This window comes from Sphingomonas sp. DBB INV C78, assembly GCF_042693015.1.
Taxonomy (GTDB): domain Bacteria; phylum Pseudomonadota; class Alphaproteobacteria; order Sphingomonadales; family Sphingomonadaceae; genus Sphingomonas_E.
The window spans coordinates 340,726-367,527 of record NZ_CP170544.1 but is presented as its reverse complement, the minus strand read 5'-3'; the positions used below and the strand labels follow the sequence as shown (position 1 = coordinate 367,527).

Below are 26,802 nucleotides of genomic sequence, written 5' to 3'. Positions count from 1 at the left end.
CTTGCGCACCTCGACCACACAAGCCGCAACATTGCGGTCACAAAGGGGCGACAAATCGCAAAGGCCACCCTATATGCGCGGCAATTCGATCACCCGGACGGGCGCCACGCGATGATCACCACGAATCCTTTCGACGACGACAAGCTCCGCGAGGAGTGCGGCATTTTCGGTATCTGGGGCGCTGAGACCGCGTCCGCCATGGTGGCGCTTGGCCTCCATGCCCTCCAGCATCGCGGTCAGGAGGCCGCCGGCATCGTCAGCTGGGACGGCCGCGCCTTCCACACCCACCGCGCAATGGGCCATGTCGCCGGCAATTTCGACCGCGACGACGTGATCCGCGGCCTTCCCGGCAATGTCGCCTGCGGCCATGTCCGCTACTCGACGACCGGCGAAACCGCGCTGCGCAACGTCCAGCCCTTGTTCGCCGAACTTTCGTCGGGCGGCTTCGCGGTCGCCCATAACGGCAACATCTCCAACGCGATGAAACTCCGTCGCGAGCTGGTTCGTCGCGGTTCGATCTTCCAGTCGACCAGCGATACCGAGACGATCATTCATCTCGTCGCGACGTCGACCTATCGCACGCTGCTCGATCGCTTCATCGACGCGCTCAAGCGAGTCGAAGGCGCCTATTCGCTGATCTGCATGACGCCGGAGGGCATGATCGCCTGCCGCGATCCGCTCGGTATCCGTCCGCTGGTGATGGGCCGCATCGGCGATGCCTATATCTTCGCTTCGGAAACCGTCGCGCTTGATGTCGTCGGCGCGACCTTCCTCCGCCAGGTCGAACCCGGCGAGATCGTCGTCGTCTCCGAACAGGGCATCAAGTCGCACCGGCCGTTCGCGCCGGTTTCGCCCCGCCCCTGCATCTTCGAGCATGTCTATTTCTCGCGCCCCGATTCGATCGTCGATGGATCGTCGGTCTATGGCGTCCGCAAGCGGATCGGCGCTCAACTCGCGATCGAGAACCCGGTCGAAGCCGATCTCGTCGTCCCGGTCCCCGATTCGGGCGTGCCGGCGGCGATCGGTTATGCCCAGCAGTCGGGCATCCCGTTCGAACTCGGCATCATCCGCTCGCATTATGTCGGCCGCACCTTCATCCAGCCGGGCGATCAGGTCCGCCACCTGGGCGTGAAGCTGAAGCACAATGCCAACCGCGAGCTGATCGCCGGCAAGCGCATCGTCCTGATCGACGATTCGATCGTGCGCGGCACCACCAGCGTCAAGATCCTGCAGATGCTGCGTGATGCCGGCGCATCGGAAGTCCATCTCCGCATCGCCAGCCCGCCGACGCGGCATAGCTGCTTCTACGGCGTCGACACGCCCGAGCGCGCCAAGCTGCTCGCCGCGCAGATGACGGTATCCGAAATGGCGACCTATATCGGCGCCGACAGCCTTGCCTTCGTCTCGGTCGACGGCCTCTACCGCGCGCTGGGCGAGGATCTGCGTGAGGAAGGGCAGCCGCAATATTGCGACGCCTGCTTCACCGGCGACTATCCGACTCATCTGACCGATCAGGACGAAGTCGCCCCCGCCGACCAGCTTTCGCTTCTGGCAGAGCGCGTAGTCGCGTGACGCTGGCATCGCTGGCGGGCAAGACCGCACTCATCACCGGCGCCTCGCGCGGGATTGGCGCCGCAACGGCTGAAGCATTGGCCGCCGCTGGCGCACACGTGATCCTGACGGCGCGCACCGCGGGCGGGCTGGAAGAGGTCGAAGGCCGCATCCACGCCGCCGGCGGCACCGCGACGATCGCTCCGCTCGATCTGGCGGACGGCGACAGCATCGCACGGCTGGCCTCTGCCGTCAGCGGCCGCTGGCCGAAGCTCGACATGCTCGTCCTCAACGCGGCGATGCTCGGCTCGCTGGGCCCCGTGCCGGCGATCGACGGCAAGGAATTCGCCCGCGTGCTCACCCTGAACGTGGTCGCCCAGCAGGCGCTGCTCACCGCCTTTGACCCGCTGCTCCGTGCCGCGGACAGCGCACGCGTGATCGGTATCACCTCCAGCGTCGGCCAGCGTCCCCGCGCGTATTGGGGCGCTTATGGCGCGTCGAAGGCCGCCTTCGAAAATCTGCTGCTGGCCTATGCGGACGAGGTCGCCAACCTTCGCGACATCCGTGTCGCCATCGTCGATCCGGGCGCGACCGCTACGAAGATGCGCGCGCGCGCCTATCCGGGTGAGGATCAGAGCCGGATGCAGCAGCCATCGGCCGTCGCCGAATCGATCCTCCGCCTGATCCGCGACGATTTCCCCGCCAATTTCCGCCTGCGCGTCGCGGGCTCGGCGCGGGACCAGCAGGAAGCGATGTAAGGAACGGGGGCAGCCGCCATGGCTCGCCCCCGGCCTCGTTTCGGGTTAGCCTGTCAGCCAACCTCCTCCTTTGCCGGAGAGTATGCGCATGACCGGCCATTACCCGCCGTCATTATTGGGCTTGGTCGCGGCCATTGGCGTCGCCGGCGCGGCGCACGCCATTCCACCGCCGCCCGAACGATCGACCACCGATTGCGCCGCGCCTGTCTATGCCACCGATACATTGGTCTGCTCCAATCCGGCGTTGCTGGCGCTGGACCGTGCCGTGCAAGACCGGATCGCGAGGCTCGACCCCAAGCTGCTGACCAGCCGGCCACCCTATATTGAGGATCAGAGCGCCTGGTTCCGGCGGCGCAGCACCTGCGCCTTCCGGCCTGCGCAGGCCGATTGCGTCGCAGCCGCTTATGCCGAACGGATCGCCGTGCTCGATGCGCTCGCCGAAGCCCCGCAGGATCAGGCCTGGCCCATGGACTGCAAGCCCACTTACTGGTCCGGTGGCACCAAGGCGATCACCCAGGGCGATCATGTCATCCTGATCGACGGTGAGGGCACGGTCCGCGGCGTCGCCATGCCGATGGCGCCCAAGGCGCCCTGGCGCCCCTTTGCGCGCCTGAAGAAGGAAGGCGAATCCTTCAGCGTTCAGGATGTCGGCAACGGCAAGCCCCTGCGCTGCGAGCCCGCCGATTAGGCTCCTCGTGCGGCGAGCAGTTCCGCGATCCGCTGTTCGAGCTCCCTGTTCACCCGCGTCAGTTCGGCGATCAGCCGTCCATTCTCCATCGCGGTGGCCGCAGATCGCGCCAGCGCCTCCAGCTTGGCGATCTCCTGTTTGCGCGGCACGCGGATCTGCGACCAATAGGCCCCGATCGCCGCGAACGGCTTGTCGCCGATCGGCACCATCACCAGGCTGCGGACGAAGGTCTTGCGATAGGCCTCCAGCGGCACCCGCGGGTCGGCTTCGATATCGGCGATCACCGCGGTCTGGCCGTTCAGCATCGCCCAGCCGGATACGCAGGTGCTGGCGGGGAAGCGCTGACCCTGCCACAGCGGTTCAGCCGCATCTTCTGCGACATAATAGCATTGGTCGTGGTCGCGCAGCACGATGGCGATGCCCTGTGCCCCGACGATCGCCCGCGCCGTCCCGCGTAACACTTCGATCACCTCGTCCTGCGATCGCGTGCCCGCCAGTTGCTCGATGGTTTCCGTCAGGCGGAACCAGCGCTCATCGTCACCGACGAAATCCGGGCTGGGGTTGGAAGAAGACGAACCATAACTTCGGTCGACGGCCATACACCACCACAGTCGAACGTAACGCAGACGTCAGGATAACGCGCGATCACCGTATTTGGTCAAGGAAATCATGCCACTAAGGACTTTTCCTGAGTCTGTACCGAAATGAACACAGGCCGATCGGCCCCGTGGCTTACAGACCCGCCTTGAAGGGCGTGAAGTCGGTCCGCTCGTCATAGACGTCGACGCCCTCGCGACGTTTCAGGAAGCCGACCACGGCGTAGGTGACGGGGGTCAGCAGCACCTCCCAGCTCACCTTCAGCACCCATTGGGTGACGAGCACCTTCAGCACGAGATCGTGGGTCCATCCCTCCGCGCCCCAGAAAGCGAGCGGATAGAAAAGCAGACTATCGACGCCCTGCCCCACAACCGTCGATCCGATCGTGCGGGTCCAGAGATGCTTGCCCTTGGACCAAACCTTCATCCGCGCCAGCACGTAGCTGTTGGCGAACTCGCCGGCCCAGAAAGCGGTGATCGAAGCAAAGACGATGCGCGGCACCTGGCCGAACACCTGCTCATAAGCGGCCTGCCCGCCCCATGTGGCAGCGGGAGGCAGCTTCACCACCACCCAAGACATGAAGGCCATGAACAGCAAGGCCGCCGTCCCCGCCCAGATGCAACGCCGGGCGCGGGCATAGCCGTAAACTTCGGTGAGAACGTCGCCCAGCACATAGCCGAGCGGAAAGAATAATATGCCCGCGCCGAACGGCCACAGCCCGATAAGCGGCAGATCGATCACCGCCACCTTGCCGGCGCCCAACACGTTGGACAGCAGCAGGATGGTGACGAAGGCCGCCATCACGAAATCGAAATAGCGCAACGGCCGCGCCCCCAGCGCGCCCGCTTCGACAGCTACCGGCTGCCCCTGTTCCACCCCATGCATGGCCGCGAGACTATCGGGCTCGCGGCCGGATGCAAGCGTCGGGGAAAACTACTTCTTCTTCGTCATGCTGAACTTGTTTCAGCATCCATGCGCGCCACCAGCGGCAAGCGCTCACATGGACCCTGAAACAAGTTCAGGGTAACATCGAAAAGGTCAGTCGGCGATCTTCACCACCAGCTTCCCGATCGCGCCCCGCGCGCCCATCTTGGCGATCGCATCGCCGCCGCGCGCGAAGGAAAAGGTCTCGGACACGACCGGCTTGATCTTGCCCTCACCCCACAGGTCGAAGAGTTGCGCCACGCGGGCTCGATTGGCTTTCGGATCGCGCGCCGCCCAGGCGCCCCAGAACACGCCGCAGACGTCGCAGCTCTTGAGCAAGGTCAGGTTCAGCGCCAGCTTGGGGATGCCGGCCGGGAAGCCGACGACCAGATAACGCCCTTCCCACGCGATCGACCGCAGCGCCGGCTCGGCATAGTCGCCGCCGACCGGATCATAGATCACGTCCGCGCCATTGGGGCCGACCGCCGCCTTGAACTTCTCCGCCAGTTCCTTCGACTGGTCCTTGTCGAAGGGCGCCCGGCCATACAGGATCACCTCGTCCGCGCCCGCCTTGCGGCACGCCTCGGCCTTCTCCTCGCTGGAAACCGCCGCGACGACGCGCGCGCCGAACGCCTTGCCGAGTTCGACCGCCGCCAGGCCGACACCGCCGGCAGCACCCAGCACCAGCAAGGTCTCCCCGGCCTTCAGACGCCCGCGATCAAGCAGCGCGTGGATCGTCGTCGCGTAGGTCAGAAGAAGCGCCGAGGCTTCGACGAAGTCCCGGCCTTCCGGCAATTTGTAGCATTTGACCGCATCGACCGCGACAAGCTCGACCATGCCGCCATGGCCTGTCGTTGCCACCACGCGGTCGCCGACGGCCCAGCCATCGACACCCTCACCAACCGCGGCAACGGTGCCCGAAACCTCCGCCCCCGGCGCGAACGGCCGCGCCGGCTTGAACTGATATTTGTCCTCGATGATCAGCACGTCGGGATAGTTGATCGCGCAGGCCTTGACCGCGATCAGCAACTGGCCCGGCCCCGCGACGGGATCGGCGATGTCGAGCAGTTCGAGCGTTTCCGGTCCGCCCGCGGCGGTCGACAGCAGGGCCTTCATTCGTCTCTCTCCCGTAATTTTCTGTCAGGCGGCAAGCCAGGGTCGTTCGGCCGCGATCTTCGCTTCATAAGCGGAAATCGCCGCGTCGCGCGCCAGGGTAAGGCCGATCTCGTCGAGCCCGTTCATCAGGCAATCGCGGCGGAACGGATCGATTTCGAAGGTGAAGCGATCCTGGAAGGGCGTCGTCACCGTTCGGCTTTCGAGGTCAACCGTGATCGAATGATCCTTCGCCACTTCCATCAACCGATCGACCGCCGCCTGCGGCAGCACGACGGTGACGATCCCGTTCTTGAAGGCGTTGCCCGAGAAGATGTCCGAAAAGCTCGGCGCGATCACCGCCTTCACGCCCATGTCGTCCAAGGCCCAGGCGGCATGTTCGCGGCTCGATCCGCAGCCGAAATTGTCGCCGGCGATGATGATCGGTGCGCCGGCATATTCGGGATCGTCGAACACGTTGCCCGGCTCCGCCCGGATCGTCTCGAACGCACCCTTGCCCAGGCCCGCGCGGGTGATCGTCTTCAGATAGTGCGCGGGAATGATGACGTCGGTGTCGACATTCTTGCGGCCGAGCGGAAAAGCGCGGCCTTCAACGGTGGTAATCGGTTCCATCAGTCCGCGGCCTCCGGAAATGCGGGGAGCTTGGCGACATCGGCCTGCTCATGCTCGATAATGACGGTCGCCTTCAGCGTCTCGGCAATGGCGCCGAAGCGTTGCTGGCTGGACAGGGTCTGCACCCGATCCATGTTGAAACGGGGCACGGCGCGTAGCGGCACCTGTTCGGCGACATGATAAAGGTCGCCGCTGATCAGCACCGGCCCCTTATTCTTGAGGCGCACCAGCAAGGCGTGATGGCCGGGCGTATGGCCGGGCAACGTCAGCATCACCACGCTGCCGTCACCATAGACATCCTTATCGCCGACCACCGCTTCCTTGGGCGCATTGCCCTTGATCCACGGATCGAACCGCTGCGGCTCCAGCAGCGGATTGTTCGGCCCGGACGACAGGATCGCCAAATCCTCCGCGCCGATCAGCAAGGTCGCCGTCGGGAAGCTCGCGGCCTGGCCGACATGGTCATAATGCATGTGGCTGATGCCGACATGGCGCACCTGTTCCGGCTTCACGCCGATCTCGCGCAGTTGATCGACGATCGTGCGCTTCAGGCTGGTGGTGATGCCCGGCGGCCCCTGCTGGACGCGGCCGGCAAGCTCGGCACCGAAGCCCGCATCCCACAGCATATAATCGTCACCATGGCGGATCAGATAGCAGCTGATCACCAGATCCTTGCGCTTGCCGGCCAGCGCGAAACTGTCGGCAAACATGTCGAGATCGGCATTGGTGACGTGTCCGCAATCGAGCCGCCACAGCTTGACGTCCGGTTGAGCGGCGGGCGCGGCGGCGGAGAGCGCGACGCCAGCCGCAATCGCCGCGAACCGCTTCAAGCCGCCGTTCCGATCAGATCGCGCACATCGGTCAGCCGCCCCGTCACCGCCGCCGCCGCCGCCATGGCGGGCGAGACGAGATGGGTGCGCGCGCCCGGCCCCTGCCGGCCGACGAAATTGCGGTTGCTGGTCGATGCGCAACGCTCGCCCGGCGGCACCTTGTCCGGGTTCATCGCCAGGCACATAGAGCAGCCCGGCTCGCGCCACTGGAAGCCGGCTTCAATGAAAATCCGGTCCAGCCCCTCGGCCTCGGCCTGGCGCTTGACGAGGCCGGAGCCCGGCACGACCAGCGCCTGACGAATGTTGGATGCGACATGGCGCCCCTTGGCGATCGCAGCGGCCGCGCGCAGATCCTCGATCCGGCTGTTGGTGCAGGAGCCGATGAAGATATTCTCCACCGCCACATCCTGCATCCGCGTGCCGGGTGTCAGCCCCATATAATCGAGCGACTTGCGGGCCGCTTCCTGCTTGGACGGATCGGCAAAGCTGTCGGGATCGGGGACGACGCCGGTGATCGGCACTACATCCTCGGGGCTGGTGCCCCAGGTCAGGCTGGGCGCGATCTCGGCAGCGTCAAGCACGACGACCTTGTCGTAACGCGCGCCCGGATCGGTCGCGAGCGAGCGCCACCAGGCGACCGCCTTGTCCCAGTCCGCGCCCTTGGGCGCCATCGGCCGGCCCTTGAGGTAGGCGAAGGTGGTCTCGTCCGGCGCGACCAGGCCGGCGCGGGCACCGCCCTCGATCGACATGTTCGAGACGGTCAGGCGCCCCTCGATCGACATCTCGCGGAACACGTTGCCGGTATATTCGATCACATAACCGGTGCCGCCCGCGGCGCCGATCTTGCCGATGATCGCCAGCACCACATCCTTGGGGCTGACGCCGAAGCCCAGCTTGCCATCGACGCGGACTTCCATCGTCTTGGAGGGCGCCAGCATCAGCGTCTGGGTGGCGAGCACATGCTCCACTTCCGACGTGCCGATACCGAACGCCAGCGCGCCCAGGCCACCATGGCAAGACGTATGGCTGTCGCCACAGACGATCGTCGTGCCGGGCAGCGAGAAACCCTGTTCGGGGCCGACGACATGGACGATGCCCTGCTCGGCCGCGGTCGCGTCGATATAGCGAATGCCGAATGCGGGCGCGTTGGTTTCCAGCGCCGCGAGCTGCTGCGCCGATTCCGGATCGGCGATCGGGATGCGATGACCCGCGGCGTCGAGGCGCGGCGTGGTCGGCAGATTATGATCCGGCACCGCAAGGGTAAGATCCGGCCGCCGCACCTTCCGGCCTGCCACGCGGAGCCCTTCAAAGGCCTGCGGGCTGGTAACTTCGTGAACCAGGTGGCGATCGATGAAGATCAGGCAGGTGCCATCGTCGCGCCGTTCGACGACATGGGCATCCCAGATCTTCTCGTACAGGGTGCGGGGTGCGTTCATAGTGCCGAACGCTTTATGCCCTCCCCCCCGATTTTCAAGCGGCGGAGGAGCCAGACATTGTTTCAGCGCCGCTGCTTTTCCTTGGGTTCGCCTTTGCCCAGTTCCAGCCAGTCCTCGAACGGCCGGCCATAGAACATGTCGAACACCTCGTTCTGCACGCCCAGCGGCTTGCTGCTCTGCGAATTCCACAGCACGCCGACGCCATTCTTCGTGGCCGGATCGAAGAAGATCAGCGAACGATAGCCGGAAACCGCGCCGCGGTGGCCGACGATATGGTGACCGTCATATTTCAGGTCGCGCCAGCCCATCGCATATTGCTGCTCGCTGACGTCGCGATCATATTTCGAGCGCGCATGGCGCCGCTCCACCTTCACGCGGGGCGAGTGGACCGTTTCGATCACCGCCGGCGACAGCACCTGCGGGTCGCCGCCCATCTGCGCCTGCAGCCACAGGCCGAGATCGAAGATCGACGAATTGACGCCGCCGGCCGCGGGCACCTTGTAATAGGCATCCTCCACCTTGAGCGTGCGGTGGCCGACATGCGGCTTCGCCCAGCTCGGACTGGATTCGAGGCCCGCGCGCGTCACGCTGGCGCTCGTCATGCCCAGCGGCTCGAAAATCTTGCGGGCGACCATATCGGCGTAGGAACGCTTGGTCGCGGTTGCCACCGCCTCGCTCGCCGCGTCGAAGGCGACATTCTGATAGGTGTGGCAGGTCGCCGGCTTGCAATAGGCGTCGAGCGCACCGAGCTCGGTGCGGATCACATGCGGATCGACGCCGCCTTCCAGCTTGTCGTCATAGGCGTTGTGGACGATGCCGGTGCGGTGGGCGAGCAGATCGGCGACGCTGACGATATTCTGGCCGTCATTCGGCAGTTTCAACGAAGGCGCCCATTTGCCGATCGGATCGGCGAGCGACAATTTCTTCTCGCTCGCCAGCTCTGTGACCAACGTCGCCGCGACGCCCTTGGACAAGGATGCCCAGCGGAACACCGTGCCGGTCGTCACCCGCTGGTCGGTGCCGGCCTCGGTGACGCCATAGCCTTTGACGAAGCTGATCTGCCCCTTTTCGACGACCACGATGCCCAGGCCGACCATATCGTCCTTCTGGACAAGCTGGGTCAGCCGGCGATCGAGCTTCGTGTAGTCGACGAGATGGGGTCCCGGTGTCGGCACGCCGGGCACGATCGCGATGCGCGCGGGTTTCACGGGGCGCGGGTTCTGCTGTTCCGGCACCCACTTCGTCGGATCGAAGGTCGCGAGCGCATAGCCAATGCCCAAGACTAGCAGCACCGTAACGATCAGCGCCGCTCGCTTCCAGGAACGGCGCGCGCGGGAAACGCCCGAATCGGCCAATCCCGGCCGGTTGTCGTGAAGGATGTCCTTGTTCGGGTTCGCGTCAGCCACGGCTTATGCCCTGGCGCCGATTCCCGCCGTTTCCGAATGCGTTCACGATCATGGCGCCTTCCCATAACGACCGGATTCGGGCAGTCAAACCCCGACTGGCGCGGCTTTCGCTCTACTTGGCGCGCACCTTGCGATGCTATGGCGTTGACACAAGGGGATGCTTGAAGTAGCAGCGCCACCTTCCCGTGCGGGGGCTTAGGCCGCAGCCTTTGCCTTGCGCGGACCAGCTTTTGAAGAAGTGATGAGGGCCATGTTCGCTATCGTGCGCACGGGCGGCAAGCAGTATCGCGTTGCCGCAGGAGACAAGATCGTTGTCGAGAAGATCGCGGGTGACGCGGGCTCGACCGTGCAGCTCAGCGACGTGCTGCTCGCTGGCGAAGGTTCGGAACTGAAGGACGTGAACGGCCTGACCGTCGCGGCCGAGATCATTGCCCAGGCAAAGGGCGAGAAGGTGATCGTGTTCAAGAAGCGTCGCCGTCACAATTATCGTCGCCGCAACGGCCACCGCCAGCAGCACACGATCCTGAAGATCCTGTCGATCGGCGGCGAAGAGAAGAAGGCGAAGAAGGCATCGAAGAAGGCCGAGGCGGAAGCGCCGGCGGCTGCCGAAGCCTGAGCGAGCGGAAGGAGTTTAGAAAATGGCACATAAGAAAGCAGGCGGCTCCTCGCGCAACGGTCGCGATTCGGCAGGCCGTCGTCTTGGCGTGAAGAAGTTCGGCGGCCAGGAAGTCGTCGGCGGCAACATTATCGTGCGCCAGCGCGGCACGCGGGTCTATCCCGGCCGCAATGTCGGCATGGGCAAGGATCACACCCTGTTCGCGCTCGTCGAAGGCCGCGTGACCTTCCACGAAGGCAAGCTTGGCCGCAAATATGTAAGCGTCGATATGGTGGCCGCAGCCGCCGAATAATCGGACGAACCGGTTTTCGGGTCGTCTAGTGGGCGACCCGAAGGGCCTATTCGATAGGCCGTGAGGGAGACGGGTCGCACCGCCTCCCTTTTTGCTGTCTCCCTCTCCAAATGTCGTCGCGCTGTAACCCTTTGCGGGCAATAAGCGCCAAGAAAGACCAGGAGAGTAGATCCTATGTTTGCGAGAACCGAACGGCTGCTGTTGCGGCCCGCCTGGGAAGAGGATGCTTCCGCGCTGCACGCCGCGATCGGCGATGAAAGCGTGGTCCGCAACCTCGCGCGGGCGCCCTGGCCCTATCGCGTCGAGGATGCCCGCAGCTTCGTCGGAACGGCGCGCGATCCCGCTCTGCCCGATTTCCTGATCTTCTGCCGTACCCATGGCTCGCCGCGGTTGATCGGCGGCATCGGCCTGCAGCGCGATGACAGCGGCGCGGTTGAGCTTGGCTATTGGATCGGACGGTCCTTCTGGGGCCTGGGCTTCGCCACCGAAGCGGCGCGCGCGATGGTCGGCATGGCGGACGATTCGCTGCGGATTCCCGCGCTGGTCGCAGGCCACTTCCTCGACAATCCCGCGTCCGCCAACGTGCTCTACAAGCTCGGCTTCCGCCCGACCGGCGAAGTCGTGATGCGCCGCAGCCTTGCCCGCGGCCGCGAAGTCGCCTGCGCACGCTTCGTCCGTGAAGCCGGGGCGGAAGGCGAAATCGCCAATCCGGCGCTTGCAGCCTGACAATCAAAGCCCCCTCCCCGCGCGGGAGGGGCTTTCCTTCATATCGCCAGAACGGCCTCGCCTTCGCGAACCTCCGCCCGCGTGATCAGCACGCGGTCGTCATGCTTCCACGGGTGGAAGCCCGGCATGAAGAAGGCCAGCCAGGCCGACAATATCTTGCGCATCATCCCCGGCCGCACGAAGGCGAACCAGAACATGCGCGCCCACAGCCGCGGCCCGGCAAGCCCGTCCTGGCGAAGCAATTCCAGCATGCCCCGCGTCCGATCGACCACGAAGTTGCGGGTCACGAACAGCATCACCTTGGCCTTCACCTTCCAGCGGGTGAAGCGCGGCCAATCCTTCGTCGCATGAAGCCAGGTGTCATAAGCGACACCCTTATGCTCGATTTCTTCCATCGCATGCCAACGCCACATATCGCCGGCGCTGGCCTCGGCACCCGCAAGATGGCGCGGGTCGGCAAGCAGTTCATGCGCCAGGATCGCCGTGAAATGCTCAAGCGCCATGGTCGCGGCCAGGCTTACGATCGGCGGCTTGGATCGCGTAACGGCCAGCCGATGCTCGACCGCTTTTTCCAGCTTTCCCACATCATAGCCCGCATCGGTCACGCGCCGGTTGAAGGCGACATGCTCACGCGTGTGCATCACTTCCTGTTTGGTGAAAGCGGCAATTTCTTCCGCAAGTTGCGGCGGCGCGCCATCCCGGAACTTGCGGACGCTGTCGATGAAGAAGCCTTCGCCCTTGGGGAAGGTGATCGAAAGCCCATTGTAGAATGCGGTTGCAACCGGGTCTCCGCCCAGCCACCAGCGTTGCTGGGGTAGGCCACGGCCGAACCTGCGGTCGCGTGGGGTGATCGTCAGGTCGCTCGGGGTCTCGGTCATCGGTTGTCTCCGTGATCGAGTGTAGCATAGGGTTATTTACATCAATGTCAATAGTGCGTACCCGCCTTAGCGCCGAAGACAGTCGCCTTGCCGCCCTTGAGGCGGCGCGAACCTTGTTGATCGAGGAAGGTCCGCAAGCGGTGACGCTGAAAGCCGTCGCCACGCGGATCGGCCGCACCCATGCCAATCTGCTCCATCATTTCGGATCGGCCGCGGGGCTGCAGCAGGCGCTGGCGGTCAGCATGGCGGAAAAGATCACCGCCCAGATCGGCGCGACCGTGCTCAAGGCGCGCGCCGGCGAAGCGGACCAGCGCCAGATCGTCGAACAGACATTCGACGCCTTCGGCAAGGAAGGCGCGGGCGCGCTGGCATCCTGGGCGATTCTGTCGGGCGACCACAGCGTGCTCGATCCGATCCTCGAGACCATTCATCGCCTTGTCGACGAATTGGGGCCGTATCAGAATCGCCCGCTCGCAGCGATCACGCTCTCGCTCGTGCTGTCCGCGCTCGGCGATGCACTGATGGGCGAAGCGATGACCAACGCGCTCGGCCTGCCGCGGGAAACCGCCCGAGAAATGGCGCTCGCCCATATTCTCAGCTTCGGCGGCGACGTGAAATAACAGCGCAAGGTTCTCATTTGGGCGCATCCGCGCTAAGCGCGCGCCATGCATTTTCTCGACCAAGCCAAGATCTATGTCCGTTCCGGCGCGGGCGGCCCCGGTGCCGTCAGCTTCCGGCGCGAAAAGTTCATCGAATATGGCGGCCCCGACGGCGGCAATGGCGGCAAGGGTGGCGACATCATTTTCGAAGCCGTGCCCGGCCTCAATACGCTGATCGACTTCCGCTACACCCAGCATTTCCGGGCGCCGCGCGGCAAGGGCGGATCGGGATCGAACCGCACGGGTGCGGGCGGCGACGATCTCGTCATCAAGGTGCCGGTCGGCACGCAGATCCTGTCCGAGGACAAGGAGAATGTGCTGCTCGACTTCACCAAGCCGGGCCAGCGCGAGATTTTCATGCGCGGCGGCGACGGCGGGCGCGGCAATGCCAGTTACAAGACCTCCACCAACCGCGCACCCCGCCAGCACGGCACGGGCTGGCCCTATGAGGAAGCGTGGGTCTGGTTGCGGCTCAAGCTGCTGGCCGACGCCGGCCTCGTCGGCCTGCCCAATGCCGGCAAGTCGACCTTCATCAATGCCGTCACCAATGCGAAGGCCAAGGTCGGCGACTATCCCTTCACCACGGTGCGCCCACAGCTCGGCGTCGTCACCCGCCACCAGCGCGAATTCGTCATCGCCGACATCCCCGGTTTGATCGAGGGCGCGGCCGACGGCGCAGGCATTGGCGACCGTTTCCTCGGTCATATCGAGCGGTGCCGCGTGCTGCTGCACCTGATCGACGCCAGCGGCGAAGATCCGATCGAGGCCTATCATATCGTCCGCGAGGAACTGGACGCCTATGGCGCCGGCCTGATCGAGAAGCCCGAAGTGCTGGCGCTCAACAAGATCGATGCGATCGACGACAAGACCGTCGCCAAGCTCGCCAAGAAGCTTGCGAAGGAAAGCGGCGCCGAAGTGATGCTGCTTTCGGGCACGGCGGGAACGGGTGTCGATGCGGTGCTCGATCGCCTGGTCGAGGCTATCGGCCCGGCCGAAGCGACCGCCCAGCCGCAGGGTGAGGGGGAAGAATCCGAATGGTCGCCGATCTGATCGCGCGGAATCGCTGATCATGCCCGCCGCCCGTTTTGCGCCAGCCAATTGCGCTCGCCTTGTCGTCAAGATCGGGTCGGCGCTGCTGGTCGATCCGGCCGGCCATGTCCGCCGCGACTGGCTGGCGGGCGTCGTCGCCGACATCGCCGACCGGGTGGCCGCGGGCCAGCGGGTTGCGGTCGTCTCCTCCGGCGCGATCGCGCTCGGCGCACGGCGGTTGGGCCTGCCCAAGGGCGGCCGCGCCAGCCTGGAAGACGCACAGGCGGCGGCCGCGACCGGCCAGATCGCGCTTTCCCACTGCTGGGCGGAACTGCTGGGCGAACGCGGCCTGACCGCGGCGCAGATGCTGGTCACGCTCGACGATCTTGAGGATCGCCGGCGCTATCTCAACGCATCCGCGACGCTCGAACGGCTGATGTCGCTGGGCGTGGTGCCCGTCATCAACGAGAACGACTCGGTCGCCACCGAGGAGATCCGCTTCGGCGACAATGACCGGCTGGCGGCGCGCATCGGCCAGGCCGCATCGGCGCGCGGCGTCATCCTGCTGTCCGACATTGACGGCCTCTACACCGCCAATCCCGCGCGCGATCCGGATGCCAGGCTGGTTCCCGAAGTCACGCGGCTCGACGCGCGCATCCGCGCCATGGCCGACACCGGATCGGCTTCGGGCATGGGATCGGGCGGCATGGTCTCCAAGCTCGAAGCCGCACGTATCGCGATGAGCGCCGGCACGCATCTCGCCATCATCTCCGGCAAGATCGATCATCCGCTGGAAGCTTTCTCCGAAACCGGCCACGGCACGGTGTTCGTGGCGGAAAAAGGTGCGTCGGCGCGCAAGGCCTGGCTTGCTGGCCGGCTGACGGCCAAGGGCGCCATCCATGTCGACGCCGGCGCGGTGAAGGCGCTGGGCAGCGGCCGCAGCCTGCTCGCTGCCGGAGCGACCTTGGTGGAAGGCAAGTTCGCACGCGGCGACGTGGTCGACATACTCGGCCCCGAATCCGCGCCGATCGCCCGCGGGCTGGCGGAATATGACGCCGATGACGCGGCCCTCATCGTCGGCCGCCGGTCCGACGCGCTGGAGGCGGTGCTGGGCTATGCGCCCCGCGCGGCTTTGGTCCATCGTGACCATATGGTCATGCTGTGACCGCACCGATCGCCATCACCGGCGGCACGGGCTTCGTCGGCAGCCATGTCCTCAGGATCGCAGGCCAACGCGGCCTCACCGTGCGCGCGCTCGCTCGCCGGCCGCAAGCGCCCGCCCCGCACATCGAATGGGTGGCGGGCGCTCTCGACGATAGGGATGCACTCGCCCGGCTGTCTGACGGCGCACGCGCGATGATCCATATCGCCGGCGTCATCAACGCGCCGGATCGTGAGGGCTTCATCGCCGGCAATATCCACGGGACCGAGAATGTGGTGCGCGCCGCTCAGGACGCCGGCATCCGTCGCCTCATCCTCGTCTCATCGCTTGCCGCGCGGGAACCCGGCCTGTCGGAATATGGCTGGTCGAAGGCCGAAGCCGAGAAACCCGTCATTTCTTCCGGGCTGGACTGGACCATCGTTCGCCCGCCGGCCGTCTATGGCCCCGGCGATCGCGAGATGCTCGAACTGTTCCGGCTTGCCGCCAAGGGGTTCGTCACGCTCCCCCCGCCCGGCCGCCTGTCGCTGATCGAGGCGAGCGACCTTTCCCGCCTGCTGCTCGATCTGGTCGATGCGCCGACGGCCATCGGCCAATGCTTCGAGCCCGACGACGGCATCGAAGCCGGCTGGGACCATCGCGCCTTCGCGCATGCGCTCGGCGATGCTGTCGGCCGATCGGTGCGAACGCTGTCGGTGCCAGCCTCCATATTGCGGATCGCGGCGACGGCGGACGGGCTGATCCGCGGCAAGGCGGCCAAGCTCACGCCGGATCGGGTGCGCTATTTCTGCCATCCCGATTGGGTTGTGAGCGCTACGCGCCGTCCGCCCGAAAGCCTCTGGCGCCCGATGGTCGAAACGCGCGCGGGCCTGAAGGCGACGGCCGAAAGCTACAAGCGTCTCGGCTGGCTCTAACTCAGGCCAGATAGGTCCACAGGAAGGCGATGAAACTGGCGGTCAGCCCAAGCAGGAAGACGCGATAGGCGTAGCCCAGGAACCGGTATTTCTTCCGTTCGAGCACGCGACCATTCTGGTAGATGTCGTGCGCCATCGTGCGGAAGATATCCTCGTCCCGGTAGGCCTTCTCCACCACCCGCTCGACATAGTCGTTCTCTTCGAGCTGGGTGAAAGATCCGAAAAACAGTAAGTTGATCCAGTCGGTCTTGCGGGTGTGGGTGGCCGGCAGGATCGCCAAAACCGCCAGCACGGCCGAAAAGAAGGCGAATCCGCCAAGGATGAGCAAGGGCAGCGGTGCGCCCGATCCCTTCGACTGCCCGATGGTGATCGTGAAGATGACGAAGGTGGCGCCCATCAGGATCGACGCCTTCTGATCGGCCATCTGGCTGAGCTGGACATGGATCTGCTGGGTGGTGCGCAGCAGGTGGATGCCGTTAACGGACGGCACGCGCTTATTTTCTTCACTCATCGCCCTGCCCCTCACTTCGCGACAAGTTTTACATGACGATGCTGCATTGCCAAGCCGCCGCCGCTTTCCCGCCGCATTCCCTTGGCAAGCGGCCGCGCAGAGCTTTAAGGACGGACCATGAGCAATCGCGACGAAACCTTCGCCAAGGTGGCCGACGCCATCGAACCCTTCAACAAAAAGGGCATCAACCTGACCGAGGCGACGACGTTCGCCGGCGATCTGGAATGGGACAGCCTGACGGTGATGGATTTCGTCGCGGCGATCGAGGACGAGTTCGACATCATCATCACGATGAACATGCAGGCGGAGATCGAAACCGTCGGCCAGCTCATCGACGCCGTCGAAAAGCTGCGGGGATAGATGCTTTCCGCGCCGCAAGCCTTGAATCCAACAGGGCTTTCGCCGCGAACCTGTCTCTACCTAACTCGCCACCAGCGCATTTCCGGATCATAAGATGACCGACCTTTTTTCCAAGTTCGACGCCCTTATCGCCGAGCGCCAGGCCTTGCTGGACACCGGCGTGCGCGATCCCTTCGCCATCGTCATGGACGAGGTGAAATCGCCGACGCTGGCGATCATCCAGGGCAAGCCGACGATCTTGCTCGGCACCTATAATTATATGGGCATGACCTTCGACCCCGACGTCGTCGCGGCGGGCAAGAAGGCGCTGGACGATTTCGGTTCGGGCACCACTGGCAGCCGCGTGCTCAACGGCACCTATCAGGGCCACAAGGAGTGCGAGGAAGCACTCAAGGAATTTTACGGCACCGAACACGCCATGGTCTTTTCGACCGGCTATCAGGCCAATCTCGGCATGATTTCCACGATCGCGGGCAAGGGTGACTACATCATCCTCGATGCCGACAGCCATGCGTCCATCTATGACGGCTGCGCGCTCGGCAATGCCGAGGTCGTGCGCTTCCGCCACAATTCGGTCGAGGATCTCGACAAGCGGCTGGGCCGCCTGCCGGTGGATGCACTCAAGCTGGTCGTGCTCGAAGGCGTCTATTCGATGCTCGGCGACATCGCTCCCCTGCCCGCAATGGTGGCCGCGGTGCGCAAGCATCCGAACTGCATGATCCTGGTGGACGAAGCGCACGGCATGGGCTTCTTCGGCCCCAACGGCCGCGGTGTCTACGAAGAGCTTGGCGTCGAGAAGGATATCGACTTCGTCGTCGGCACCTTTTCCAAGTCGGTCGGCACGGTCGGCGGCTTCTGCGTTTCCAACCATCCAAAGTTCGAGGTGCTGCGCCTCGTCTGCCGGCCTTATGTGTTCACCGCCTCACTGCCGCCTTCGGTGGTGGCGACGGCAGCGACCTCGATCCGCAAGCTGATGCACGCGGGCGAAAAGCGCGCGCATCTGTGGAAGAATTCGAAGCGCCTGCACGCCGGCCTACGCGAAATGGGCTTCACGCTCGGCACGGAAACCGCGCAGTCGGCGATCATCGCGGTAATGCTGCCCGATCAGGAAGCGGCCGTCAGAATGTGGCAAGGGCTGCTTGAGCTCGGCGTCTACGTCAACATGGCGCGACCGCCTGCCACGCCCGCGGGAACTTTCCTGCTGCGTTGCTCGCTGTGTGCCGAACATTCCGACGAGCAAGTCGGGGATATTCTCGATCGCTTTCGTGCGGCCGGCAAGGCGGTGGGCTGCATCGCCTGATCTGTGCCTGATTGCCACGGACGTTGATGCTGGTTAGATTCCCTGCAGCATGGGGAATGATGGCATCGACGCCGTAGACGATGGGTCGCGCCAGGGAGCTTGGCGGCGCTGGCTGGCAACTGCGACGGCGCTGGCGGCCGGAGCGCTGCTGATCGGGCTGGTCTTCCTCGTCGCATCGTCCAACCGCCAACGCGACGCGGCCTTGGTGCGCGAGCGACACAGCTATGAAGTCGTGATCGTGAGCCGCGCGCTCGATGCGGCGCTGGCCCGGTCCGAAGCCGCGCTCGGCCGCTTCGTCGTCAGTTCCGACAAGCAGACCGGCGCGCTTTATTATGACGAATGGCGCCGCGCGGGCCGCTTGCTCTATCGCCTGCAAGAACTGACGCGCGACGATCCACATCAAGCCGCGCTTGGCGCCGAACTCCAGCGCCTTTACGAGTTGCGCGGACGCGAACTGGCAGCGCCCGCGTCGCAATCCAATTACCGCAAGGGCTGGGAAGCCGTCGGTCTTTTCTATCAGGCGGGCCAGGCGGTCAGCCTCTCCCGCATCAACGAGATCCTGACCGAGATCAGTGGCCGCGAACGCGCGGTGCTGAGGCAGCGATCCGCACTCGCCGCGCAATCGGCTGAGCGCTCCAATTACCTCGCAGCGCTGCTTTCCGGCCTTGGCTTGCTGCTGGTGCTGGCCGCTGTCGGCCTCGGCTGGGCGACGGTGGGCGCCTTCGCCGAACAGCGGCTGGCGCGGCGTGACGCGCGGGTCGAAGCCGAACGCGCCGAAACGCTCGAGCAGGCTGTCGCAGAGCGCACGCGCGAACTCCGTGAGGCAAATGAGTCGCTGCGTCTTGAGGGCGTAGAACGTGCCGCTGCCGAGGCGCAATTGCGTCAGGTGCAGAAGATGGAAGCGGTGGGCCAGCTTACAGGCGGCATCGCGCATGACTTCAACAACATGCTGGCGGTTGTCGTCGGCGGACTTGATCTTGCCCGACGCCGGCTGACGCATGAAGCCAATGAGGTCGGCCGCCATCTCGACAATGCGATGGAAGGCGCCACCCGTGCGGCAGCGCTGACCAAGCGACTGCTCGCTTTTGCTCGCGCCGAGCCATTGCTGCCGGAAGGACTGGACCCTGCCAAGCTGATCTCCGGCATGTCCGAACTGCTGGATCGCGCGCTCGGCGAGCGGATTCGCGTGCGGCTGCACAGCGAAGCGATCGGCTGGCATGTGTGGTGCGACCCCAGCCAATTCGAAAATGCGATCCTGAACCTTGCCGTCAACGCACGCGACGCGATGGCGGGCGAAGGCGAACTGACGATCGAGACAAGCAACGTGATGCTGGCCGCGGGTCAGGTGGGCGAGGCGCCGGCGGGCGAATATGTCTGCATTGCGGTGACGGACACGGGTGCGGGCATGACGCCGGAAGTGCGCGAGCGTGCTTTCGAGCCCTTCTTCACGACCAAGCCAGTCGGCAAAGGAACCGGACTCGGATTGAGCCAAATCTTCGGCTTCGTTCGGCAGTCCGAAGGCGATATCGCGATCCGCTCAGCGCCTGGCGAGGGCACGACCGTCTCCCTCTATCTGCCACGCCACATCAAGCAAGGCGTGACCGGCGAGGTGCTTACGCGCACGATGAGCCCTGCCGTCGCGCCTGCGGATGCCAGGGGTGCGACCGTGCTGGTGGTCGAGGACGATGCACGCGTCCGCACGGCGACGGTCGGCGCACTGGTCGAGATCGGCTACGCCCCCATTCCCAGCGCAAGCGGCGAGGAAGCGTTGGCGATACTAGCGGCGCGCGACGATATCCGACTCGTTATCTCCGACGTGGTGATGCCGGGCATGACGGGCCCGGAGCTTGCCGATGAGATCGAGCGTCGGCATCCCGGCCTAGGGGTGTTGTTCGTTACCGGGTTCGTCGGCGAGGCGGGGGACACCGCTCGGATGAGCGGCCGCGATCTGCTCCGCAAGCCTTTCACCATAAGCGCGCTCGAAGCGGCGGTCGCCACGGCACTGAACCGTCACCCGGCGACCGACAGGGCCGCCTGAACCCTCAATTCAGGGCGTGCTGGTGGCGGCAATGCTGCCGTCGGCGGCTTCGCAGCGAAGGCGGCTGATGGTGCGATCGCCATCCGTGCCGCCGCGAGCCAGGATCACGGTGTTGCGGCAGATGCCGGTGGCCGCGGTTTCCGCCGGCCCGACGACGACGAAACCGGTCAGCGTCTCGTCACGCCATGCTTCCGCTTCGCCCGACGCAAAGGCGCGCGCGATGGCAGCACGCACCGCCGGCCGGGCGTCCAGCGGGACTTCCGCTAGGGGTGCTGCGGCCTTTTCAGGCGTGTGTGACAGCGATGCCGGCCGTTCGAGCGGAAAGATCAAAGGCACCGGCGACCGCGCAGTTGTCGGTTTCGACGCAGCGGCAAGCGCGGGCGCATTTGCCGCAGGAGGCTGCTGCACGGGTGGTGATACAACTGGTGCCGGCAGCGCGAGGATCACGGGTGGCGGCGCGACCGGCCGGGTCCAGACCGTCCAAAGCGTCGCCCCGGCAGCGATCATGGCGGTACAGGCAGTGGCAAGTCCGATCCGTGCGCGCCGCGCGCGCGCCTGCGGATCTCCACGCCGCGCGACGAAGCGCCAGTTACGTTCCGCAACAAGGTGCTGCTCGCGACGGATGGTGATGGAAGCCCGCGCGCTGCCATCGGGCTGGAGGACCACGTCCCAATGTTCCTCGACGCGCGAATAGCCGGTGGTGAAAGGACGCAGATCAGCAGACCCGCCGGCCAAAGCCGACGCGCGCTCGTCCGCTACCATGATGGCGCCTTCACGCGACCCTCGTCGCATTCCCCCTCCGCGTCAGCGAAGCCGGGCTTATAGCATTAATGGTTGATAAAGCGCAAAATCGCGCTGCAATCAGTGGATGGTGTCTGTCACGCTGTCGGCGGAGAGCATCAGGATCACCCGCTCGATCTGCCGCCACTGGCAGAAGCGCGCGAGGTTGCCGACATCGCGGCTATGTTCCGCCCGCGATGCCGCCTCGAGCCCGGCCTCGTCGCCATAGGTGCGAATCAGATCCTCGGCAAAATCGACGGTGGCGCGATCAGCGATGTAAAGCGCGGTGGAAATTTGACGTTCTCCTGTTGCGCAGGATCAGTTCAAGTGCCGTGCCAAGCGGCCGCCACCGCCCCGCGCGACGGACGACAGCGCGACACGATGTTCAACGGCACATTCACCAAATGCCGTGGCGGGACACATGTGCCGTTTTGATACGGGCTGGTGCACCAGTTCGGGCAATGGCAAAGGGACGGAATGTCGCAATCCTCCGCTCCGCGCGCCACCGGCTCCGTCCTTGCGCTCACCATCATCGGGGGCGTCGTCGTCGGCGCGATCCTGGGCCAGCCATCGGCCGGCTTCCTTATCGGCACGGGAATCGGCGCTGCAATTTCGCTGGCCTTCTGGGCTTTCGACCGCCGCCGCTGATCAGCGGAAACGGCGCCCGCCCCACACCACCCGGCCGATGACGTGGATATCGGCCTGATCGCAATCGGGCAGTGGCGGATAAGCGGGATTGTCGCTGGAGATCGTCACGCGGCCCGCGGCCGGCTGGATCAGCAGCCGCTTGACCAAAAGCGCGTCCTCAACCCGCAGCACGTAGATCCCGTCGCGTAGCCGTTCGGCAGCATCGGACCGATCGACGAGAATATCGTCCCCGTCCGCCAGCGTCGGCGCCATGGAATCACCCTCCACGCGAATCAGCGACAGAGCGGACGGGCCCGACGGCGCGAGGTTGCGGAGCCAGCCGGCATCGAATGCGAAACGCTGCGCGGCGCGCTTGTCGGCAGTGATCGCGCCCGGCCCGGCCGATGCCCGAACCGCGAGATGGGGCACCGCGATGAAATCGGTATCGTGACGCTTCGTCCCCTTGTCGGCCGCCACGATCCGCGGTGCGACAGGATGATCCCGACCACCCAATAGAGCTTCATCCACGCCGAAATAACGCGCGAGCGTCGCGCGATCCTCCTCGTCAAGCTTGCGAGGGGAACCGCGCTTGATGAACTGCTGCATATAAGCGGGGTTGCGGCCGATCAGCCGCGACAGGGACGCATAATCCTCCCCACGCTCGCGAATGAGCGCTTCCAGCACCTCGCGCGGATCAGCATCGGACATGTCCGCATCCTACGGATAGGAAATATCCTAGACAAGTAGGATTTTTCCTATGAGAACATAATAGGAACAATGCCCCGGCGAGTCGGGCAAGGAAAGGAGAATCGTTCATGCACCTCTTGTCCGTCATCGAACGTCATCTGCGCCGCAGCCGGACTCCGGCGACGCGCTTTGGCCGCGAGGCGGTCAACGATCCCCGCTTCGTACTGGACCTGCGCAATGGGCGGGAACCACGTGCATCGACCCAAGCGCGCGTGCTCGCTTATCTTGCCGCGGTCGACCGCCCCGCCGAAGGGGGACGGATCAGCGCATGACGGAGATCGTCGGCCGACGGCTCGTTCAGGGGCTTGCGGATCTGCTGACGCGTTTCGGCGTGCCCAGCCTGGACACACATTTGATCGAGGACTGGGCGAGCGCCACGTTCGTCGGCCACCGCCATTGCATTCGAATCCTGCTGGAAAGCTCCCGTCGCCCGGACACGACCATGCTGGCGATGCGGCTGGCGGAGGCGGAGATCGATCTGCCAGGCCATTTGCTGGCCGATCTGGCGTTGGCCGGCCATCACGATGCGGCCAACGGCATCCTGCTGGAAATCGAGGCGCTGACCCTGCGCTACAGCTAGGCGCGGTTGGCGGCCAGGCGGTGCAGATCGGCGATGGTGGCGCGCAGCATCTCGTCATCGGGCTCGTTTGGCCGTGCCGGCACGACGGCGCTGGCGGGAGGCGCCATTTCAGCCGCCAGCCGCTCCATCAGCGCCGCCAAGGGCGAATCGTCGATAACCTGCCCCGGATCGCCCACCACCACATTGTCGAGCAGCAGCTCATTCGGTTCGTCCCGAGTGACAGGCGTCGCTTCCGGTGCAGGATCGCGGAGCGGAAAGTCCGCCAGCGCATCGAGAATCAACGGACGGACGACGGGTTCGGGCTTCACGATGATCGGCACGAATGGCCGGTGCGCGGCCGGGGTCAGCCAGTCTTCCTGATCGTCGCCTTCGTCGATGATGACATTGGCAGCCGCATTTCGGGCATCCAGCCAGCGAAATCCGGCCCAGGTGGATATGGTCACGACGAGCGCCGGACCAACAAGCAACGCCGGAGCCGCAGCAGCACCGGGAAGCAGACCATTGACGAAGTTGTTCGGCATCGCCCAGCAAAAAAAGGCGGTCGCCGCCCCTAGCATCAGGGATGCGATCGGCCCCACCGGCCATGCTTCGATGCGCGCCGCGGCGCGCTCCACCCAGCTTGATCCGCTCACAGCGCCAGCTCACCGATTGAGAATGTGAAAGGCGTAAACGAAAATGCTTAACGCCTGGTTGTGAAGGCGACTGCCATGCCGCGCCGGAACGAAGCGCGCAAGCCGCGCGTTCGATGGGACCAGTCTATTGGGGAGAATCCGCGCACCGTGCTTTGTTATGTCGATGATACCGATCCGGGTATTGCACGTCAGCGGATTGGGGACGCCTGGGCCTATTTCGACAATAGGGGCCGTCGCATCACTCGCCGTCAGGAAATCGATCGGCTGAATGCCATCGCCCTCCCCCCCGCATATTCCGATGCATGGTTCTGCAAATCAGCCAAGGGCCATATCCAGGCTGTCGGCTGGGACGAAAAGGGCCGTAAGCAATATCGCTACCACACCGATTTCCGCGCCGCGCAAGACGCGGCGAAATATGATCGCTGCGTTGATTTCGGCCGCGCGCTGCCGGCGATCCGGGCCAAGGTGGAAGCGGACCTCTGTCGCCGGACGCTTGATCGCGACCGGGTCGTTGCCGCGGTGATCCGTTTGCTCGATATCGGCCATGTGCGTGTCGGCAATGAAAGCTACGCCAAGGCGAATCGCAGCTTCGGCGCGACGACGCTGCGTCGCCGACATGCCGAAGTGAAGGGTGATCGGGTACGTCTGGAATATCGCGCCAAATCGGGCAAGATCCAGCGTCTGACGATCAACGATGGGCGATTGAGCAGGATCGTGCGCCGGTGCCAGGATCTCAGCGGTCAACATCTTTTCCAATATCTCGACGCCGACGGCGTGGCCCGCCCCGTTACGTCCAGTGATGTGAACGACTATCTTAGGGATGCGACCGGGGGCGATTTCACCGCCAAGCATTTCCGTACCTGGGGGGCGAGCGTGATCGCCTTTGCCGCCCTGATTGCGGCCGACGGCACCATTTCGATCAAGGGGATGATGGAACCCGTGGCCCAGGCGCTCGGCAACACGCCGGCCATCGCCAGGAAATCCTATGTGCACCCTGCCCTTATCGAACTGGCCGGCAACCGCACGGCTTCACCGCTAGTGGGGTTGAACCTTCCCCGTCGCACGAAATATCTGTCGTCTGCGGAACGCGGCCTGATCGCGTTTCTCGATGAACTTGCGCAGCGCACCGAATCCGAACCAAAGGCCGCCTGATGACGACCGCCGTTAATAATACCGTCGCACCGGCGGCGAACATTTCATCCTCTGTCGATCAGCTCGACCACGCAGTCGACGCGTCGATCGGCTGGCTTTCCAGTCATAGCCTGCAGATCCTGCTGGCAGGCGCCATGGCGGCGATCATCGTGCTTGCCATGATGGGCTTGAAGCGGCTCGGGCTCCATCTGTGCGACGATCGCACCAACCGCACCCACTGGCCGTTCATCATCGGCAAGGCGCTTGCGCGCACGCGGCTGTGGTTCATGGTGGCTGTCGCCGCGCAACTGGTGGCGACCTATGCCGACGCGCCCCTTTTCCTCGCGCGGACAGTGACCTTCCTGTTCACGATCACGATGGTATTGCAGGTCGCAATCTGGGCGCGCGTACTGATCCTGGGCGCGATCGAGCATCGCGCCGGTGTAGATACCGATGCGTCGAGCGGCCTTGGCAGCGCGATGGGCATCATCCGGCTGCTGGTATCGGTCGCCGTCTTCGCGATCGCCCTGATCGTCATCCTCGACAATCTGGGCGTGAACGTCACCGGTCTGGTCGCTGGTCTGGGCATCGGCGGTATCGCCATCGGTCTTGCCGCGCAGGGCATTTTTTCCGATCTGTTTGCGGCGCTTTCGATCCTGTTCGACAAGCCGTTCCGCCGCGGAGACGGCATCAAGTTCGATCAGACATCAGGCTCGGTCGAATCCATCGGTCTCAAATCCACCCGCGTCCGCGCCGTCACCGGCGAACAGGTCGTGATTTCAAACGCGAACCTGCTGAACAAGGAATTGCGCAACTTCGACCGGCTGGAACATCGCCGCATGGTCCACCGCTTCGGCGTCATATACCAGACCATGCCGGACGTGCTTTCCGGCATTCCGGCGCGACTGGAAAAGATCGTGACCGCACACCGCCATTGCAGCTTCGTGCGCTGCGGCATGGTCGGCTTCGGCGCATCCAGCCTGGATTTCGAACTGCAGTTCGACGTCCACCACATGGATTATGAGAAGGTGTTCGCCACCAATCACGAAATCCTGATCGCGATCCTCCAGCATTTCAATGCGGAAGCGATCATGTTCGCTTATCCAACGCAGACCAGTTTTACCGCCGCGCCCGATGGCACGATGATCATGCCCTATCCGGAAGCCGGGCCGGAAACGAAGCCGTCGGAAAAACGCAACGGGTTGGGAAGCCGCGCCGGTTGAAGCGGACGGCCGGCATAGCGGCGGCCCGGCGAGATACGCCGCCGGGGCCGCCATGTGTCACATCATGAAACGCTAAGCTACCAACTGCTGTCCCTGATGCCCCGATTCGGGGCGATGTGCGGTGATGCCAGTCACAGGCCACGGCACTTGACGTTTACGTCAACGTATATCAGACAACCGCCGACAAAATCGGAGAGGACCGGGCATGGCTACGATCAGCGTTGCGGATTATCAGGCGAAAAAGGGCCAGGTGGTCGGCACTTCGGAATGGATTCTGGTCGACCAGGCGATGATCGACCGCTTCGCCGACGCGACGGGTGACCATCAGTTCATCCATGTGAACCCCGAAATGGCAAAGATGACGCCGTTCGGCGGCACGATCGCCCATGGTTTCCTCACCCTCTCTTTGCTGCCGGTGATGCGCGAAAAGAGCGACGCGCCGACGCTTGAAGGCATCAAGATGGGCGTGAATTATGGCGGCAACAAAGTCCGCTTTCTGACGCCGGTGCCGTCGGGATCGCGCGTCCGCGGCCATTTCAAGCTGCTCGACCTCGAGGAAAAGGGCGCTGGCCGCTATCAGGAAACCTGCGAGCTTACCGTTGAGATCGAAGGCAAGGACAAGCCGGCGCTGATCGCCGAATGGATCGCCCAGGTCTTCCTCTGAACCCCTCATCGATCATCAAGG

The 26,802-nt window shown here is 64.7% G+C and carries 32 protein-coding genes; 20 read left to right on the top strand and 12 right to left on the bottom strand.

Annotation, left to right across the window (positions count from 1 at the left end; all coding sequences use genetic code 11):
* Positions 1–111: 111 nt before the first annotated feature.
* The 3 genes from purF to ACFB49_RS01940 all read left to right on the top strand — a co-directional run bounded on the left by purF (position 112) and on the right by ACFB49_RS01940 (position 2,997).
* A complete protein-coding gene (purF, locus tag ACFB49_RS01950; protein WP_380875229.1) occupies positions 112–1,572 on the top strand; it encodes an amidophosphoribosyltransferase in 1,461 nt (486 codons plus the stop codon).
* A complete protein-coding gene (locus ACFB49_RS01945) occupies positions 1,569–2,309 on the top strand; it encodes an SDR family NAD(P)-dependent oxidoreductase (protein ID WP_380875226.1) in 741 nt (246 codons plus the stop codon). The genes purF and ACFB49_RS01945 overlap by 4 nt, the downstream gene beginning before the upstream one ends.
* 88 nt (positions 2,310–2,397) lie before the next feature.
* Positions 2,398–2,997: a hypothetical protein gene (locus ACFB49_RS01940; RefSeq protein WP_380875223.1), complete on the top strand. Its 600-nt coding sequence runs from the start codon at positions 2,398–2,400 to the stop codon at positions 2,995–2,997.
* Here ACFB49_RS01940 and ACFB49_RS01935 read toward each other — a convergent pair.
* The 7 genes from ACFB49_RS01935 to ACFB49_RS01905 form a co-directional block, all read right to left on the bottom strand.
* Positions 2,994–3,596 (bottom strand): GAF domain-containing protein, encoded by a 603-nt coding sequence (locus ACFB49_RS01935; protein WP_380875220.1) that lies wholly within the window; start codon positions 3,594–3,596, stop codon positions 2,994–2,996. The genes ACFB49_RS01940 and ACFB49_RS01935 overlap by 4 nt on opposite strands.
* Before the next feature lie 133 nt (positions 3,597–3,729).
* Positions 3,730–4,479, bottom strand: coding sequence for a queuosine precursor transporter (locus ACFB49_RS01930; RefSeq protein WP_380875217.1), 750 nt, complete (start codon positions 4,477–4,479; stop codon positions 3,730–3,732).
* A gap of 153 nt (positions 4,480–4,632) precedes the next feature.
* Positions 4,633–5,634: an NADPH:quinone oxidoreductase family protein gene (locus ACFB49_RS01925; RefSeq protein ID WP_380875215.1), complete on the bottom strand. Its 1,002-nt coding sequence runs from the start codon at positions 5,632–5,634 to the stop codon at positions 4,633–4,635.
* Positions 5,635–5,658: 24 nt separating this feature from the next.
* Entirely contained in the window at positions 5,659–6,243 is a 585-nt protein-coding gene (leuD, locus tag ACFB49_RS01920; protein WP_380875212.1) for a 3-isopropylmalate dehydratase small subunit, read from the bottom strand.
* Positions 6,243–7,073 (bottom strand): N-acyl homoserine lactonase family protein, encoded by an 831-nt coding sequence (locus ACFB49_RS01915; RefSeq protein ID WP_380875209.1) that lies wholly within the window; start codon positions 7,071–7,073, stop codon positions 6,243–6,245. The genes leuD and ACFB49_RS01915 overlap by 1 nt, the downstream gene beginning before the upstream one ends.
* On the bottom strand, positions 7,070–8,509 hold the full coding sequence (gene leuC, locus ACFB49_RS01910) for a 3-isopropylmalate dehydratase large subunit (RefSeq protein ID WP_380875206.1): 1,440 nt from the start codon (positions 8,507–8,509) through the stop codon (positions 7,070–7,072). The genes ACFB49_RS01915 and leuC overlap by 4 nt, the downstream gene beginning before the upstream one ends.
* A gap of 62 nt (positions 8,510–8,571) precedes the next feature.
* On the bottom strand, positions 8,572–9,915 hold the full coding sequence (locus ACFB49_RS01905; RefSeq protein ID WP_380875203.1) for a serine hydrolase domain-containing protein: 1,344 nt from the start codon (positions 9,913–9,915) through the stop codon (positions 8,572–8,574).
* A gap of 250 nt (positions 9,916–10,165) precedes the next feature.
* Between ACFB49_RS01905 and rplU the strand changes: the two genes are divergently transcribed.
* The 3 genes from rplU (at position 10,166) to ACFB49_RS01890 (ending at position 11,549) form a co-directional block, all read left to right on the top strand.
* On the top strand, positions 10,166–10,531 hold the full coding sequence (rplU, locus tag ACFB49_RS01900; RefSeq protein WP_380875200.1) for a 50S ribosomal protein L21: 366 nt from the start codon (positions 10,166–10,168) through the stop codon (positions 10,529–10,531).
* 22 nt (positions 10,532–10,553) lie between these two features.
* Complete coding sequence (gene rpmA / locus ACFB49_RS01895; protein WP_380875197.1) at positions 10,554–10,823, top strand: 50S ribosomal protein L27; 270 nt, start codon at positions 10,554–10,556, stop codon at positions 10,821–10,823.
* A gap of 174 nt (positions 10,824–10,997) precedes the next feature.
* On the top strand, positions 10,998–11,549 hold the full coding sequence (locus tag ACFB49_RS01890) for a GNAT family N-acetyltransferase (protein ID WP_380875195.1): 552 nt from the start codon (positions 10,998–11,000) through the stop codon (positions 11,547–11,549).
* A gap of 38 nt (positions 11,550–11,587) precedes the next feature.
* Here the strand turns inward: ACFB49_RS01890 and ACFB49_RS01885 are convergent, their stop codons facing one another.
* Positions 11,588–12,427, bottom strand: a complete 840-nt coding sequence (locus ACFB49_RS01885) for a metal-dependent hydrolase (RefSeq protein WP_380875192.1) — start codon at positions 12,425–12,427, stop codon at positions 11,588–11,590.
* A gap of 44 nt (positions 12,428–12,471) precedes the next feature.
* Between ACFB49_RS01885 and ACFB49_RS01880 the strand changes: the two genes are divergently transcribed.
* From ACFB49_RS01880 to ACFB49_RS01865, 4 genes are read left to right on the top strand one after another with little or no spacing between them, the layout of a single operon-like run.
* A complete protein-coding gene (locus ACFB49_RS01880; protein WP_380875189.1) occupies positions 12,472–13,047 on the top strand; it encodes a TetR/AcrR family transcriptional regulator in 576 nt (191 codons plus the stop codon).
* 45 nt (positions 13,048–13,092) lie between these two features.
* Positions 13,093–14,136 (top strand): GTPase ObgE, encoded by a 1,044-nt coding sequence (gene obgE, locus ACFB49_RS01875; protein ID WP_380875186.1) that lies wholly within the window; start codon positions 13,093–13,095, stop codon positions 14,134–14,136.
* Between the two features lie 19 nt (positions 14,137–14,155).
* Positions 14,156–15,280: a glutamate 5-kinase gene (proB, locus tag ACFB49_RS01870; RefSeq protein WP_380875183.1), complete on the top strand. Its 1,125-nt coding sequence runs from the start codon at positions 14,156–14,158 to the stop codon at positions 15,278–15,280.
* Positions 15,277–16,188 carry an SDR family oxidoreductase gene (locus tag ACFB49_RS01865; RefSeq protein ID WP_380875181.1) on the top strand — a complete coding sequence of 304 codons (912 nt, stop codon included), beginning with the start codon at positions 15,277–15,279 and terminating at the stop codon, positions 16,186–16,188. The genes proB and ACFB49_RS01865 overlap by 4 nt, the downstream gene beginning before the upstream one ends.
* Position 16,189: 1 nt before the next feature.
* Here the strand turns inward: ACFB49_RS01865 and ACFB49_RS01860 are convergent, their stop codons facing one another.
* Positions 16,190–16,699, bottom strand: a complete 510-nt coding sequence (locus tag ACFB49_RS01860) for a Pycsar system effector family protein (RefSeq protein WP_380875178.1) — start codon at positions 16,697–16,699, stop codon at positions 16,190–16,192.
* A 117-nt stretch (positions 16,700–16,816) separates the two neighbouring features.
* Between ACFB49_RS01860 and ACFB49_RS01855 the strand changes: the two genes are divergently transcribed.
* From ACFB49_RS01855 to ACFB49_RS01845, 3 genes are all read left to right on the top strand, one after another.
* Entirely contained in the window at positions 16,817–17,059 is a 243-nt protein-coding gene (locus tag ACFB49_RS01855) for an acyl carrier protein (protein WP_380875175.1), read from the top strand.
* Between the two features lie 94 nt (positions 17,060–17,153).
* The gene (gene spt / locus ACFB49_RS01850) at positions 17,154–18,359 is read left to right on the top strand and encodes a serine palmitoyltransferase (RefSeq protein WP_380875172.1); all 1,206 of its coding nucleotides are present in this window, start codon (positions 17,154–17,156) and stop codon (positions 18,357–18,359) included.
* 49 nt (positions 18,360–18,408) lie between these two features.
* Positions 18,409–20,397: an ATP-binding protein gene (locus tag ACFB49_RS01845; RefSeq protein ID WP_380875169.1), complete on the top strand. Its 1,989-nt coding sequence runs from the start codon at positions 18,409–18,411 to the stop codon at positions 20,395–20,397.
* Positions 20,398–20,406: 9 nt separating this feature from the next.
* On the opposite strand, the gene ACFB49_RS01840 is transcribed toward ACFB49_RS01845, so the two are convergent.
* Positions 20,407–21,189 carry a hypothetical protein gene (locus tag ACFB49_RS01840; RefSeq protein ID WP_380875167.1) on the bottom strand — a complete coding sequence of 261 codons (783 nt, stop codon included), beginning with the start codon at positions 21,187–21,189 and terminating at the stop codon, positions 20,407–20,409.
* 42 nt (positions 21,190–21,231) lie between these two features.
* On the opposite strand from ACFB49_RS01840, the gene ACFB49_RS01835 reads away from it, so the two are divergent.
* Entirely contained in the window at positions 21,232–21,612 is a 381-nt protein-coding gene (locus tag ACFB49_RS01835) for a hypothetical protein (protein WP_380875164.1), read from the top strand.
* Between the two features lie 42 nt (positions 21,613–21,654).
* Complete coding sequence (locus tag ACFB49_RS01830; protein ID WP_380875161.1) at positions 21,655–21,825, top strand: hypothetical protein; 171 nt, start codon at positions 21,655–21,657, stop codon at positions 21,823–21,825.
* Here the strand turns inward: ACFB49_RS01830 and ACFB49_RS01825 are convergent, their stop codons facing one another.
* On the bottom strand, positions 21,826–22,512 hold the full coding sequence (locus ACFB49_RS01825) for a helix-turn-helix transcriptional regulator (RefSeq protein WP_380875158.1): 687 nt from the start codon (positions 22,510–22,512) through the stop codon (positions 21,826–21,828). It abuts the gene before it with no gap.
* Positions 22,513–22,619: 107 nt separating this feature from the next.
* Here ACFB49_RS01825 and ACFB49_RS01820 point away from each other — a divergent pair, with 107 nt between their 5' ends.
* Entirely contained in the window at positions 22,620–22,823 is a 204-nt protein-coding gene (locus ACFB49_RS01820) for a hypothetical protein (RefSeq protein WP_380875155.1), read from the top strand.
* Positions 22,820–23,131, top strand: coding sequence for a hypothetical protein (locus ACFB49_RS01815; protein WP_380875153.1), 312 nt, complete (start codon positions 22,820–22,822; stop codon positions 23,129–23,131). Before ACFB49_RS01820 ends, ACFB49_RS01815 begins: the two co-directional genes overlap by 4 nt.
* Here ACFB49_RS01815 and ACFB49_RS01810 read toward each other — a convergent pair.
* Complete coding sequence (locus tag ACFB49_RS01810) at positions 23,128–23,763, bottom strand: hypothetical protein (protein ID WP_380875151.1); 636 nt, start codon at positions 23,761–23,763, stop codon at positions 23,128–23,130. The genes ACFB49_RS01815 and ACFB49_RS01810 overlap by 4 nt on opposite strands.
* 75 nt (positions 23,764–23,838) lie before the next feature.
* Between ACFB49_RS01810 and ACFB49_RS01805 the strand changes: the two genes are divergently transcribed.
* The 3 genes from ACFB49_RS01805 to ACFB49_RS01795 all read left to right on the top strand — a co-directional run bounded on the left by ACFB49_RS01805 (position 23,839) and on the right by ACFB49_RS01795 (position 26,781).
* On the top strand, positions 23,839–24,915 hold the full coding sequence (locus ACFB49_RS01805; protein ID WP_380875148.1) for a DNA topoisomerase IB: 1,077 nt from the start codon (positions 23,839–23,841) through the stop codon (positions 24,913–24,915).
* Complete coding sequence (locus tag ACFB49_RS01800) at positions 24,915–26,117, top strand: mechanosensitive ion channel family protein (RefSeq protein ID WP_380875145.1); 1,203 nt, start codon at positions 24,915–24,917, stop codon at positions 26,115–26,117. Before ACFB49_RS01805 ends, ACFB49_RS01800 begins: the two co-directional genes overlap by 1 nt.
* Before the next feature lie 205 nt (positions 26,118–26,322).
* Positions 26,323–26,781, top strand: a complete 459-nt coding sequence (locus ACFB49_RS01795) for a MaoC family dehydratase (RefSeq protein WP_380875143.1) — start codon at positions 26,323–26,325, stop codon at positions 26,779–26,781.
* The last annotated feature ends 21 nt before the right edge of the window (positions 26,782–26,802 follow it).